At 64.5% G+C, this 13,099-nt stretch carries 10 protein-coding genes and 2 tRNA genes; 9 read left to right on the plus strand and 3 right to left on the minus strand.

Annotated features, from left to right (window positions below; all coding sequences use genetic code 11):
- Nucleotides 1-11: 11 nt before the first annotated feature.
- Nucleotides 12-848: a D-hexose-6-phosphate mutarotase gene (locus tag U0004_RS25480; RefSeq protein ID WP_070257452.1), complete on the plus strand. Its 837-nt coding sequence runs from the start codon at nt 12-14 to the stop codon at nt 846-848.
- Here the strand turns inward: U0004_RS25480 and U0004_RS25485 are convergent.
- Together U0004_RS25485 and U0004_RS25490 are read right to left on the minus strand one after the other, a co-directional pair.
- Nucleotides 845-1,825 (minus strand): carbonic anhydrase, encoded by a 981-nt coding sequence (locus U0004_RS25485; RefSeq protein ID WP_370452827.1) that lies wholly within the window; start codon nt 1,823-1,825, stop codon nt 845-847. The two genes, U0004_RS25480 and U0004_RS25485, sit on opposite strands and share 4 nt — an antisense overlap.
- Before the next feature lie 208 nt (nt 1,826-2,033).
- On the minus strand, nt 2,034-2,684 hold the full coding sequence (locus U0004_RS25490; protein WP_034780059.1) for a VTT domain-containing protein: 651 nt from the start codon (nt 2,682-2,684) through the stop codon (nt 2,034-2,036).
- 269 nt (nt 2,685-2,953) lie between these two features.
- Between U0004_RS25490 and U0004_RS25495 the strand changes: the two genes are divergently transcribed.
- The 8 genes from U0004_RS25495 (at nt 2,954) to U0004_RS25530 (ending at nt 11,477) form a co-directional block, all read left to right on the plus strand.
- Nucleotides 2,954-3,892 carry a peptidylprolyl isomerase gene (locus U0004_RS25495; RefSeq protein WP_070257450.1) on the plus strand — a complete coding sequence of 313 codons (939 nt, stop codon included), beginning with the start codon at nt 2,954-2,956 and terminating at the stop codon, nt 3,890-3,892.
- A 38-nt stretch (nt 3,893-3,930) separates the two neighbouring features.
- Entirely contained in the window at nt 3,931-5,838 is a 1,908-nt protein-coding gene (mutL, locus tag U0004_RS25500) for a DNA mismatch repair endonuclease MutL (RefSeq protein WP_070257449.1), read from the plus strand.
- 105 nt (nt 5,839-5,943) lie between these two features.
- Nucleotides 5,944-6,903: a tRNA (adenosine(37)-N6)-dimethylallyltransferase MiaA gene (gene miaA / locus U0004_RS25505; protein ID WP_070257448.1), complete on the plus strand. Its 960-nt coding sequence runs from the start codon at nt 5,944-5,946 to the stop codon at nt 6,901-6,903.
- 91 nt (nt 6,904-6,994) lie between these two features.
- Nucleotides 6,995-7,071: transfer RNA gene (locus tag U0004_RS25510), tRNA-Met, on the plus strand.
- A 61-nt stretch (nt 7,072-7,132) separates the two neighbouring features.
- Nucleotides 7,133-7,209, plus strand: a tRNA-Met gene (locus U0004_RS25515).
- A gap of 182 nt (nt 7,210-7,391) precedes the next feature.
- A complete protein-coding gene (locus U0004_RS25520) occupies nt 7,392-7,919 on the plus strand; it encodes a sigma-70 family RNA polymerase sigma factor (RefSeq protein WP_034780071.1) in 528 nt (175 codons plus the stop codon).
- Nucleotides 7,916-8,917: a FecR family protein gene (locus U0004_RS25525; RefSeq protein ID WP_070257447.1), complete on the plus strand. Its 1,002-nt coding sequence runs from the start codon at nt 7,916-7,918 to the stop codon at nt 8,915-8,917. The genes U0004_RS25520 and U0004_RS25525 overlap by 4 nt, the downstream gene beginning before the upstream one ends.
- Before the next feature lie 79 nt (nt 8,918-8,996).
- Nucleotides 8,997-11,477: a TonB-dependent siderophore receptor gene (locus U0004_RS25530; protein ID WP_070257446.1), complete on the plus strand. Its 2,481-nt coding sequence runs from the start codon at nt 8,997-8,999 to the stop codon at nt 11,475-11,477.
- Between the two features lie 133 nt (nt 11,478-11,610).
- Here U0004_RS25530 and U0004_RS25535 read toward each other — a convergent pair whose 3' ends face one another.
- Nucleotides 11,611-12,897, minus strand: coding sequence for an MFS transporter (locus U0004_RS25535; protein ID WP_034780077.1), 1,287 nt, complete (start codon nt 12,895-12,897; stop codon nt 11,611-11,613).
- Nucleotides 12,898-13,099 lie beyond the last annotated feature (202 nt).

A 13,099-nucleotide genomic window follows, 5' to 3' on the forward strand; every position in this document is an offset into this window, starting at 1 on the left:
GAAAGCCTAGCATGAGCAAGAGTATCTTTGGCGAGCTGCCGGCCGTGACCATCCGCGCCGCCGACGGCGCGCAGGCGACCGTCACCCTGTACGGCGGCCACCTGGTCTCGTGGCAGACCAGCGATGGCCAGGAGCGCCTGTTCTGCAGCCGGGATTCCGCGCTCGATGGCAGCCGCGCCATCCGTGGCGGCGTGCCCGTGATCTTTCCCCAGTTCGGCGCGCGCGGCACGGGCATGCGCCACGGCTTTGCGCGCGTGGCGACCTGGCAGCTGGAATCGAGCGGCGACACCGATGGCGCTGCATGGGCGCAATTTGCCCTGACCCAGGCTGACTTGCCGGAAGCGATCGCCGCCACCTGGGCCTATGCCTTCACCTTGCGCCTGCGCGTGGCCGTCAAGGCGCAGACGCTGGAACTGAACCTGTCAGTGCATAACACGGGCGAGCAGGCGTTTCCATTCTCGGCGGCCCTGCACAGCTATTTTTCGATAGATCAATTGAGCGAGGCGCGCGTCGGCGGCTTGCAGCGCGTGCGCTATTCGGACGAAACGCCGCAAGATGCCTTGCAGGCGGAAGAAGTGCTGCAATTCGCGGACAAGCTGGACCGCATCTACTACCAGCTGCCGGGCGCCTTGAGTCTGCAGTCCGGCGGCCATACGCTGCGCCTGGAACAGCAGGGTTTTACGGACGCCGTCGTGTGGAACCCGGGCGCGCAAGACGCGGCCGCCCTGCCCGACCTGGCCGACGATGAATACCAGCGCTTCATCTGCATCGAGCCAGCCCTGATCCAGCCCGACCTGCTGGCCGCCGGCGCCGAATGGACGGGCCGCCAGCATCTCGCATTTATTTAATTCGACTCCTTGATGATGCGGCCGTTGGCAGGCTGGATCGGGCGCGCATTCAAGGGATACAAGCGGCTGAACAGCGCCATCTGCGCCGGCGAAGCCTGCACCGGCTGCTTCATCACCAGCCACAGCACGCCTTCGCTGCAAGGCGGCTCCGTCATCGACCCCATGTACGTGTAGTAATCGCGCCGCGTGGGCAGCATCTCGGCCGGGTCGAGCAGGATGGTCGGCTGCATGGTCTCGAATTTTTCCAGCGGCAGGTTGTTCCACACGGTCTGGATGGTCGCTTGCGGCGCGCCCCGCTCCAGCAGCAGCGCCAGCACGGCTTGCCGGCCTTCCGCATCGCGGTGCACCAGGTGCACCACCATCTCGAATGCCTTGCCATTGATGCGCTCTTCGGACGGACGGTGGAAATGGAATTGCTGCAGCTCGAACATGCGGTTCTGCACCGTGATGTAATTGCCGCCGCTCACGCCCACCTGCACCGTGTGGCCATTGTCGACCACATTGAACGACGACGGATGGTAGTCAAAGCTGATCTGCTCGAGTTCCACCTTCATGCCGTCGCGGATATCGATCGGCGACTGCCGGCTGCCATTGCCGCACTTGGCCCAGTCGACATTGATCTTGCTCCAGTGGGCCGGGCCGCTGTCGCCTTCGTACGACCAGTGCGTGCCGCGCGGCACGGGCGGCGGTGGCGGCGGCGCGGCCTTCACCACGGCGGCGCGCTTGGCGCGGGCGGCGGCGCGGGCCGCCTGGGTCGCGCGCATTTCCGCCAGGCGCGCCGCGATGCGTTCGGACAGGTCGACTTCGGCCGCTTCTTCCTTCTCGCGCGCCGTGGGCGCGACGACGACAGGCGCCTTGGCCTCCTTGCCCTTCACCGATTCGGTCAGGGTTTTCATGGCGGCCGCGCGCGCCGACGCCGACATGGGCGCGGATGCGGCGGCGCTCGCCGGGGCGGGGGCATCTTTGGCGCTTGCCATGGCCGTCATCGCGGCAAGGCTGCAAGCTAACAGGGCGCTCAAATGTCGCATGGAAATCCAGAAAGTGAGAATACCCTCTGGTTTACGGCTGGAAAGCAACAAAACTTGAATCAGCGCGGGAGTAAAACAGAAACAAGGCAGAGAAAAACGGGATCCGGGGCCGGCTGCGGGCTGTGCCGCAGCGCGCTTGCCCCGGATCCATGCGGCCTTACGCCGACTTGCCGACCATGCGCTTGTAGAGTTTCCACAAGCCGCCCAGTACCACCGGCACGACGGCGGCGCCGACACCGATCAGCACGATCAAGGTCAGGTGGTCGCGGATCCACGGGATATTGCCGAAGAAGTAACCCGCCGTCACCAGACCGACCACCCACAACAGGGCGCCCGTCACGTTGTACATCTGGAAGCGCGCATGCGTCATGTCGGAAATGCCAGCGACGAACGGCGCGAAGGTACGCACCACTGGCACGAAACGGGCCAGGATGATGGTCTTGCCGCCGTGCTTTTCAAAGAATTCGTGCGTGCGGCGCATGGCATCCTTGTTGATCCAGCGGTAATCGTGGGTAAACACCCTTTGCCCGATGGCCTCGCCTATCCAGTAATTGAGCGTGTTGCCCGTGATGGCCGCCGTGACAAGCAGGAAGATCAGCAAGCCCAGGTGCATCTGTCCCGTCGCGCAGAACGCGCCGGCGATAAACAGCAAGGTATCCCCAGGGAAGAAAAACAGCACCACGAGGCCTGTCTCGCAAAAAATAATGGCGAACAGCACCGCATACACGAGGGTACCGTACTGCTCGATCAAGAGACCCAGCGTCTTGTCGACATGCACGATCATGTCGAGGAATTGCACAAAATCCATATATTTTTCCCTAAAGGTAGCGGCGGAATCATACACCACCCGGCCAGCGCAACGGCAGTCCCCGGCCCGATATTTCAGGATTAATTATGCGGTGCCCGTGCGCGTGTGGCATTTTAAGGAAAGGTTAAGGAATTACCGACGCCAACTCGCTCAGGCCAGTTTTCCTGCTGGCATACCATGTTCGGCCCGCGCAACGTTTTTTCAGCGAAATATTGCCATTCCGGTATACACTTTCTGACCGGCGCAACCCGCGCCGACCAGGAGAAAACATGTATCGACACCCACTGAGCGGCCTGACCATGGCCACCGTACTGGGCCTTGCGCATCTGACTGCCCACGCGGCGCCTGTGCAGATCAAGGCGCCCGCCGAACTTCCCGCCAAAGCGGGCTTGGCCGACGTGATCAAGGCTTCGAAACCGTCCGACTGGCGTCCGCTGGATCCGGACAACACCCTGTACCTGGACATTCCCGCTGGCCGCGTGGTGATCGAACTGGCGCCAGACTTCGCACCGAAGCACGTGGCCAACATCAAGGCCCTGGTGGCCGAACAGTATTACGACGGCCTGGCCATCACGCGCGCGCAGGACAACTGGGTGGCGCAGTGGGGCGATCCGAACGAGAAAAATCCCAAGCCGATCCAGCATGCGCAGCGCACCCTGCCCGGTGAATTCACCGTGCCCTTGAAAAACGTCGAGAGCTTCACGCGCCTGCCGGACGTCGATGGCTATGCGCCGCAAGTGGGGCATTCGAACGGCTTCCCGTCCGCGCGCGACCCGAAAACCGGCACGGCCTGGCTCACGCATTGCTACGCCACCGTGGGCGTGGGCCGCGACAGCGCCAGCGACAGTGGCGGCGGCACGGAACTGTACGCCGTCATCGGCCAGTCGCCGCGCCACCTGGACCGCGACATCACGGTCGTCGGCAGAGTCGTCTCCGGCATGCCATTGCTGTCGACCCTGCCGCGCGGCACGGGCCCCATGGGCTTTTATGACAGCCCCGAGAAAAACGTGCCGATCAAGTCCATCCGCCTGGCCGCCAGCGTGCCCTTGGCACAGCGCGCAAACCTGGAAGTGATGCGCACCGACAGCGCCGCCTACCAGGCCGTGCTGGACGCCCAGCGCCACCGCGGCGGCCCGTGGAGCAAGGTCACGGCCGGCCATATTGACTTGTGCAATGCGCCGATACCGGTACGGGAGGTGGCGAAGTAGCCGATGCCCGGCAATTCGCAACCCGTTATAATCAGGGCATGAACGCTCCCATTACGCCCCACCGCCCGATCCAGGCCTTGCCTGACCAGTTGATTTCGCAAATCGCCGCCGGCGAGGTGGTCGAGCGGCCGTCCGCCGTCGTCAAGGAGTTGCTGGAAAACGCGCTCGACTCGGGCGCCACGCAGATCACCGTGCGGCTGGAAGAAGGGGGCGTGAAACGCATCGCGATTACCGATAACGGCCGCGGCATCGACAAGGACCAGCTGCCGCTGGCCCTGGCGCGCCACGCCACCTCGAAGATCGCGTCCCTGCACGACCTGGAAAACGTGGGCACGCTGGGCTTTCGCGGCGAGGCGCTGGCCTCGATCGCTTCCGTGGCTGCCGTTACCGTGACGTCGCGCACGGCGGACGCGGCCCACGCGTGGGAAATCGTCGGCTCGCACAATGGCAGCGTCTCGCCGTCGTCAGGCGCGCACGGCACCACGGTCGACGTGCAAGACCTGTATTTCAACACGCCCGCGCGGCGCAAATTCCTCAAATCGGAGCAGACGGAGTACGGCCATTGCGCCGAAGTCGTGCGCCGCATCGCCCTGGCGCGGCCGGACGTGTCGTTCTCGCTGTCGCACAATGGCCGCACCATCGACCAGTGGAATATCAGCGAACTGGCCAAGCGCAGCGCCCACATCCTGGGCAATGACTTCGCCGAAGCGCGCCTGGCGCTGGACGAATCGGCCGGCACCTTGCGCATTCACGGCTTTGCCGGCTTGCCGACGGCGTCCAAGGCGCGCGCCGACGGCCAGTTCTTTTATGTCAACGGGCGCTTCGTGCGCGACAAGCTGCTGGTGCACGCCGTGCGCATGGCCTACCAGGACGTGCTGCATGGCGACCGTTTTCCGTCCTATGTGCTGGCGCTCGACCTCGACCCGGCCCTGGTCGACGTCAACGTGCACCCGTCGAAGATCGAAGTACGCTTCCGCGACAGCCGTTCCGTGCACCAGTTCGTCTTCCACGCGGTACAGCGCGCCCTGGCGCAGACGTCGGCCACGGCGTTCGGCAGCGTGCCGGCGCCCCTGCCGGCTGCCTCCAGCCTCGGCGGTGATACCGCGGGCGCGGGTTTGGGTGGACCTGGCATCTGGCGCCGCGAGCAGACGCAGACCTCGTTCGGCGCACAATTCACGAATACCTTCGCGCCTGCCTCGCCCGGCGCGGCCCGTCCCTTCTTTGCCGATGCGCCAGGCGTGGCGCAGGACACGTCCGCCTACGGCGCCCTGTTCGGCGGCGGCGCTACCAGTTCTCCCATCGCGCAGGTGGAACCCTACATCGCCTCGCCCGAAGCGATGGCGCGCGAAGAATATCCGCTGGGCTTTGCCCTGGCCCAGCTGCATGGCATCTACATCCTGGCGCAGAACACCAAGGGCCTGGTGCTGGTCGACATGCACGCGGCGCACGAACGCATCCTGTACGAGCAGCTGAAAAACGCGCTGCAGGCGCAAGTCTCCGGCCAGGACATGCAGGTGCAATCCTTGCTGATACCCGTGACGTTCTACGCGGACGCCATCGAAGTGTCGACGGCGAATGAAAACCAGGACACATTGAAAGCGCTGGGCTTCGACATCGCCGCCCTGTCGCCCACCACCCTGGCCGTGCGCTCCGTGCCGACCCTGCTCAAAAACGCGGACGCGCAAACCCTGGCGCGCGACGTGCTGCGCGACGTGCGCGAATACGGCGGCTCGCGCGTGCTGATCGAGCGCCAGAACGAATTGCTGGGCACCCTGGCCTGCCACACGGCCGTGCGCGCCAACCGGATTTTATCGGTACAGGAAATGAACGCCCTGCTGCGCCAGATGGAGAGCACGGAACGCGCCGACCAGTGCAACCACGGCCGGCCGACATGGGTACAGGTCGAGATCAATGCACTCGATAAACTGTTCCTGCGCGGCCAATAGACAGTAGGTCGGATTAGCGCAGCGTAATCCGACACTGCGGCGGCGGTATCACGTCGGATTACGCTTGCGCTAATCCGACCTACGCATCACCTTACAAAAGTCAACATGCAAAACACCCCACACCTCCCCCTGGCCGTCGCCATCATGGGCCCCACGGCCAGCGGCAAGACGGCCAGTGCGCTGGCCATCGCGCAAGCCATTCCATCCGAGATCATCTCCGTCGATTCCGCCCTCGTCTACCGGAGCATGGATATCGGCACGGCCAAGCCGTCGAAGGAAGAACTGGCCCAGGTACCGCATCATTTGATCGACATCATCGATCCGCTCGATGCGTATTCCGTGGCGCAGTTCCGCAATGACACCCTGCGCCTGGTGGCGGAGATCACGGCGCGCGGCAGACTGCCGCTGCTCGTCGGCGGCACCATGCTGTACTTCAAGGGCCTGGCCGATGGCCTCGACGACTTGCCCGGCGCCGATCCCGTCCTGCGCGCCCGGCTGGAAGAAGACGCGGCCGCCATCGGCTGGCCCGCCATGCATGCGCGCCTGGCCGAACAAGATCCCGTCACGGCCGCGCGCCTGGCGCCGCAGGATGCGCAGCGCATCGGCCGCGCGCTGGAAATCATCGCCCTGTCCGGCCAGCCCATGTCGGCCCTGCTGGCCCGGCGCGAAAAGACCGTGCTGCCATTTCAATTGCAATCGTTCGCGCTGGAACCGTCGGACCGCGCCGTGCTGCATGCGCGCATCGCCACGCGCTTCGACCTCATGCTGAAAGACGATGCCCTGCTCGATGAAGTGGAGCAGCTGCGCCGGCGCGGCGACCTGCACCCGGGTTTGCCCTCGATGCGCTGCGTGGGCTACCGCCAGGCCTGGGAGTATCTCGATGGCCGCATCGACCGCGCCGCCCTGCGCGAGACGGGCATCATCGCCACGCGCCAGCTGGCCAAGCGGCAGCTCACCTGGCTGCGCTCGATGCCGGAACGCATCGTCATCGATTGCCTGGGCGCTGATCCGGCCTCGTCCATGCTGGCGCAGATCCAGCCCTTGCTGACGCCGTTACAAAAATAATCATGCCTGTGCTGGCGCGTGAAAAATCCGCACATTTTTTTGCGCCGGCATTGACAAGGAAATGGGAAGACTGGATAATGCTCGGCTGTTGGGTGATATAGCTCAGTTGGTTAGAGCACAGCATTCATAATGCTGGGGTCGGTGGTTCAAGTCCACCTATCACCACCAAAGAACAAGGATCATGGCATCACCATGGTCGCAACCAGCATCCGGTCTGACCGGTCTGTTTGGTGATATAGCTCAGTTGGTTAGAGCACAGCATTCATAATGCTGGGGTCGGTGGTTCAAGTCCACCTATCACCACCAAGAATTTGCAGCACTGATAAACCCGCCCCTGCCCCGTGCAGCGGCGGGTTTTTTCATTTCCGCCATCATCGCGCATGCGGCCTGCACGCAACACCTGCCCTCTGCGCATGCATTGGGGATTGTGGCAAGCGGCCCCTGCGGCTTACAATGAGAATAATTCTCATTTATATTATTCATCATCCATGTCCGCTATCCAGCCCAGCCTGCAACAGCAAGTGCATTCGCTCTACAGCGAGCATCACGGCTGGCTGGTCGGCTGGCTGCGCAAAAAACTCAGCTGTCCGCATGGCGCGGCCGACGTGGCGCAAGATACGTTCGTGCGCATCATCGCCTCGCGCGACGCCCTGTTCGGCATGCGCGAGCCGCGCGCCTATCTGTCCACCACGGCAAAGCGATTGCTGCTCGACCGCGCGCGCCGCCAGATACTCGAGCGCAGCTACCTGGCGGAACTGGCCCTGCTGGCCGACAGCCTGCCCGGCGCACCCTCGCCGGACGAGATCCTGATGGCCGTGCAGGCGCTCGAGCAGATCGCCACGGCACTGGATGGCTTGTCCGCCAAGGCGCGCGACGCTTTTTTGCTGCACTACCTGGAAGAACAGCCGCAGGCCGCCGTCGCCGCGCAGCTGAACGTCTCCACGCGCATGGTACAGAAATACCTGGTGCAAGCCTTGCTGGCCTGCCGCCACGCCTGCCCGGCCATGGCGGCATGAACAGCACGCGCACCGACGCGGCGGCCGAGCAGGCTGCACGGTGGATCGTGCGCCTGAGCGCCGACGACCCGTCCGAGCGCGACACGGCGCGGGCCGGCTTCGCCGCATGGAAGGCGGCCGACCCGCTGCACGCGACAGTCGCCGCCGGCATGGAAAACCTGCTGCTTCAATTGAGCGCCGTGCGCGAGCCGGCCGGCGGCGACCATCGCCCCGCGCGCGCCGCCCTGGCCGCCCTCGCCCCAAAGCGCCAGCGTCTGCGCCAGCTGGCCGCCGCCAGCGCCGTGGCCGTGCTGGCGCTGACCGGCGCGCTGGTCATCAGCGAGCGCCCCGCCTACCTGCTGGCCGACCTGCGCAGCCCCACGGGACAATGGCAGACGCACACCCTGGCCGATGGCAGCCGCCTGACCCTGGGCAGCCACAGCGCCGTCAACGTGCATTTCAATGCGGGCGAGCGGCATCTGGAACTGGTACGCGGCGACATCCTCGTCGACGTGGCCAAGGATGCGCAGCGCCCTTTCATCGTCGACAGCAACCAGGCGGCGATACGCGCGCTGGGTACGCGCTTCAGCGTCCGCAAGGAAGGCGGCAGCACCACCTTGAGCATGCTGGAGTCCAAAGTGCTGGCACAGGTGCCGCAACATCCGGCCGTCGTGGTGCAGGCGGGCCAGCGCGCGCGCATCACGGACGATGGCGTGGGACCTATCATGGCCATCGATGCGGCCAGCGTGCAGGAAGCGTGGCGCGCGCACCAGCTGGTGGTCGACGACCAGCCGCTTGCCGAAGTACTCGACGAGCTGGCGCGCCACCGCCCCGGCCAGCTGCATTACGACCGCGCGCAGATCGCCGGCATCCGCGTGGCCGCCGTGCTGCCGCTGGACGACACGGACAAGGCGCTGCAGCTCCTCATCGACAATTTCCCACAACTGCGCATCCGCATGCTGACGCGCTATCTCGTGATGGTCGATGCCCCCGCCAGCGGCGCCGCAAAAAATAAATAGAGAATTTTTTGCGTTCGCGGTTCCACTGTGTGCATCTCGTGCGTCAAGGCAGCTGAGATCATTCAAAAAAGGCTGTCACATGTACGCTCAAGTCGTTGCCATTTCCTCCCCGAATACCCTGCGCACGCGTCTGCGCCCGCTGACCCTGGCCGCCATGCTGCTCGCTGGCGCCGGCCTGCACGCCCAGGCCGTCGCCCAGGCCATGCCGGCTGTCGCCAGCTACGCCATCCCCGCCGGCCCGCTGGCCGGCGCCCTGAACCGCTATGCGCAGCAGGCGGGCGTCTCCATCGTCATCGACGCCGCCAAGGTACAAGGCTTGCAAAGCGCCGGACTGCAGGGCAGCTATGCCATCGATGACGGTTTCGCCGTGCTGCTGCGCGGCAGCGGTTACGCCATCGGCAAGACCCCGACCGGCTATGTGCTGGTGGCCGCGCCGGCAACCGCGCCCACAGCGGCCGCCACCTCCGCCTCGGCTGCCGAGCGCACCATGCCATCGATTACCATCGTCGGCCAGGCCGAACAAGGCGCCACCACGGAAGGCAGCGGCTCCTACACGGCGCGCAAGATCACCATCGGCAAGGGCGAGCAGTCGATGAAGGACATCCCCCAATCGGTGAGCGTGCTGACGCGCCAGCGCCTGGACGACCAGGGCATCACGGACTTGCGCGAAGCCGTCAACAACGTCACGGGCGTGGTGGGCGTGCATGGCGTGGGGCCGGGCGTGGTGATCACGGCGCGCGGCTTCCAGATCGACCAATGGCAGTACGACGGCGTGCCGATCGACCGCAACACCTATGCACTGGGCAACTGGGGCCAGGAAAACATGGTCATCTACGACCGCCTGGAAGTGCTGCGCGGCGCCTCGAGCATGCTGGTCGGCACGGGCAGCCCCGGTGGTTCAGTCAATCTGGTGCGCAAGCGTCCGCTGGCCACGCGCGCGATCACGCTGACGGGCCGCGCCGGCTCCTGGGACCATTATGGCGCCCAGGTCGACATCAGCACACCCCTGAATGCGGAAGGCACACTGCGCGGACGCGCCATCGTCGATGAAGACGATAGCCACTCCTTCATCAACCAGGTGTGGAGCAAGAACCGCACCCTGTACGCGGCGCTCGACTACGACCTGGCGCCCGCCACCACCGTGGGCCTTGCCGCCAGCCATGTCAAGGCCCACGGCCGTCCCACTTTCATCGGCCTGCCCCGCTACAAGGACGGCAGCGCACTGCCACTGCCGCGCTCTACCTTCACTGGCGCCGACTGGAACCGCAGCCAGGTCGAGCAGAGCACCGTCTACCTGGATCTGGAACACCATTTCAATACGCAATGGAGCCTGAAAGCCTCGGCGCTGGGCACGAATGAAAGCACCAGCTCCACGCACCAGCGCACGGCCTTTGAAATCAATCCCGATGGCAGCGGCGCGCGCTATGGCGACTTTTCCACCGATTTCGACAACCGCAAGCGCGGCATCGACGCTTTCGTGCGCGGCAAATTCAATGGCCTGGGCATCGCGCAGGAAGTCGTCGTCGGCGCCAGCTATGCCAGCTTCACGTCGACCGACCGCTATGCGCGCGCGTGGGAAACAGGTGCGGACATCTTCAATATCAACCACCATCGCCCGTGGCAGGACTTCGACACCATCGCCGCGCGCCCAGCGGGCGTGACCAGCTACAGCACCTACGACATGCGCCAGAAAGGCCTGTACGCCACCTGGAACGGCCAGCTGACGAGCAATCTGAAGGTCCTGCTGGGCGGACGTTTCAACTGGTACGACTTCCTGTATGCCACGCCGGACGGCTATCGCGACGCCACCAGCGCCACGGCAAAGTTCACGCCATCGGTGGGCCTGATCTATGCACTGACGCCGCAATGGTCGGCCTACGCCAGCTATGCGGACGTGTTCCAGCCGCAGACGAACCACGATGTGGCAGGCCGGACCCTCAAGCCGATCACGGGCAGCAGCTACGAGGGCGGCATCAAGGGTGAACTGCTGGACGGCAAGCTCAACACCTCGCTGGCCGTGTTCCGCTATGACCACAAGGACCGCGCCGTCACCGATTACGCCGCCGGTTTCGCCTGCGACGGCTGGTACTGCTCGCGCGCCTCGGGCAAGGTGCGCAGCCAGGGCCTGGAAGCGGAAGTATCGGGCGAAGTGGCGCGCGGCCTGCAGCTGTCGGCCGGCTACGCCTATACGACGACGACCTACCTCGACGATCCGGACAACAAGGGCCAGGTCTTCTCGACGTGGACGCCCAAGCACATGCTGCGCCTTTGGTCGAACTACACCCTGCCTGGCGATTGGGACAAATTCAGCGTGGGCGCCGGCGCCAACCTGCAAAGCCATACGGTCGATACCGAACGCAGCTTCAAGGTTGCCGGTTTCTCGATCTGGAACGCGCGCCTGGGCTGGCAAGCCACGCCGCAAGTGGCCCTGTCGCTCAACGTCAACAACCTGTTCGACAAGCGCTACATCATCCCGTCCTACAACACCACCGGTTCGAACAACTACTATGGCGACCCGCGCAACGTGCAGTTCACCCTGAAGTACACGCCGAAGTGGTAAACGGATCGGGAGGCTGAGAGCCGGGATGACCGGCCAGAATGATGGCGCGGCGGAGGCGCCATAAAAAAACCCCGGAAGTTGGATGCCAACTTCCGGGGTTCGTTACATAAGGGGATTCAGCTGGCGCGGGTGTTTATTCCCAGGCTTCCTTGCCCGCGCGTGGCTTGCCCACCATCAGCAGCGCGCCCAGTGTCAGCACGGCCGCCAGCGACAGGTAGTAGCCCACGTATTGCAAGCCGTAGTTGGTGGCCAGCCAGGTGGCGATGTACGGCGCCAGCGAGGCACCCAGGATGCCGGCCAGGTTGAACGTCAGCGAGGCGCCCGTGTAGCGCACTTCAGGCGGGAACAGCTCGGACAGCATCGTGCCCAGCGGTCCGTAGGTCATGCCCATCAGGCCCAGGCCGACGGCCATGAAGACGGTTACTTCCCAGGTCACGCCGGAACCGAACATGGGCGCGAGCACCAGGCCGAAGATGGCGATGGCGACGGAGACCCAGATCATGGTCGCACGGCGGCCGCGGCGGTCGGCCAGCACGGCCGAGAAGGGTATCGTCAGGGCAAAGAACAGCACGGCAAACAGCTGCACGATGAGGAATTCCTTGCGCGTGAAGCCCAGCTTGGTCGTACCCCAGCTCAGCGCGAACACCGTCATCAGGTAGAACAACACGAAAGTGGCCAGGGCGATGATGGTGCCCAGGAACAACATGCGGCCATGCTGGCGGAACACGGTGGCGACCGGCAGTTTGACGACCTCTTTCTTGTCGATGACTTTCTGGAAGTCCGGCGTTTCCGTGATCTTCAGACGCACATACAGGCCGACGATGACCAGCAGCGCGCTGGCCAGGAACGGGATGCGCCAGCCGTAGCTGAAGAACTGTTCGTCGGTCATGGTTTCGCTCAGCAGCAGGAAGATGCCGCCAGACAGGAAGAAGCCGATCGGCGCACCCAGCTGCGGGAACATGCCGTACCAGGCGCGCTTGCCCGGTGGCGCGTTTTCCGTGGCCAGCAGCACCGCGCCGCCCCACTCGCCGCCCAGGCCCAGGCCCTGGCCGAAACGGCACAGCGCCAGCAGCAGCGGCGCCAGGGTGCCGATGGCGGCATAGGTCGGCAGCAAGCCGATGATGACGGTGGAAATACCCATGGTCAGCAAGGCTGCCACAAGAGTAGCCTTGCGGCCGATGCGGTCGCCGAAGTGGCCGAACACGGCCGAACCGATGGGGCGCGCGAAGAAGGCGATGGCAAACGTGGCCAGCGACTGCAGCACGGCGGCCGACGGGTCGCCGGCGGGGAAGAACAGTTTCGGGAACACCAGCACGGCGGCGGTGGCGTAGATATAAAAGTCAAAGAACTCGATGGTGGTGCCGATCAGGCTGGCGAACAGCACCGTGCCGGGGGAATTTTTCTTGGGGGGGGTGCTCATTTACTGCGCTCCTTGGGGAGGGTGTCTAAAGGCCATTCTCTGGATGTTTTTTCAGGCAGCAGCACAGCACGTTGTCTCCGTGTCGTTCGCATATCATAGCCTTGCGCGCAGGCATTTGCTGCGCATTTGCTATTAAATTTGCAAACAAAAAACAACGGTTTTAGTTGCCGTAGCGAACTGCCGGCAACGCGCGCTAACGCGC

The organism is Janthinobacterium lividum, assembly GCF_034424625.1.
Lineage (GTDB): Bacteria > Pseudomonadota > Gammaproteobacteria > Burkholderiales > Burkholderiaceae_D > Janthinobacterium > Janthinobacterium lividum.

Bases quoted from the DNA above. Each gene is read 5' to 3' on its own strand.
- U0004_RS25480 (WP_070257452.1), top strand. From the start codon at position 12: ATGAGCAAGAGTATCTTTGGCGAGCTGCCGGCCGTGACCATCCGCGCC.
- U0004_RS25485 (WP_370452827.1), bottom strand. From the start codon at position 1,825: ATGGCAAGCGCCAAAGATGCCCCCGCCCCGGCGAGCGCCGCCGCATCC.
- U0004_RS25490 (WP_034780059.1), bottom strand. From the start codon at position 2,684: ATGGATTTTGTGCAATTCCTCGACATGATCGTGCATGTCGACAAGACG.
- U0004_RS25495 (WP_070257450.1), top strand. From the start codon at position 2,954: ATGTATCGACACCCACTGAGCGGCCTGACCATGGCCACCGTACTGGGC.
- mutL (WP_070257449.1), top strand. From the start codon at position 3,931: ATGAACGCTCCCATTACGCCCCACCGCCCGATCCAGGCCTTGCCTGAC.
- miaA (WP_070257448.1), top strand. From the start codon at position 5,944: ATGCAAAACACCCCACACCTCCCCCTGGCCGTCGCCATCATGGGCCCC.
- U0004_RS25520 (WP_034780071.1), top strand. From the start codon at position 7,392: ATGTCCGCTATCCAGCCCAGCCTGCAACAGCAAGTGCATTCGCTCTAC.
- U0004_RS25525 (WP_070257447.1), top strand. From the start codon at position 7,916: ATGAACAGCACGCGCACCGACGCGGCGGCCGAGCAGGCTGCACGGTGG.
- U0004_RS25530 (WP_070257446.1), top strand. From the start codon at position 8,997: ATGTACGCTCAAGTCGTTGCCATTTCCTCCCCGAATACCCTGCGCACG.
- U0004_RS25535 (WP_034780077.1), bottom strand. From the start codon at position 12,897: ATGAGCACCCCCCCCAAGAAAAATTCCCCCGGCACGGTGCTGTTCGCC.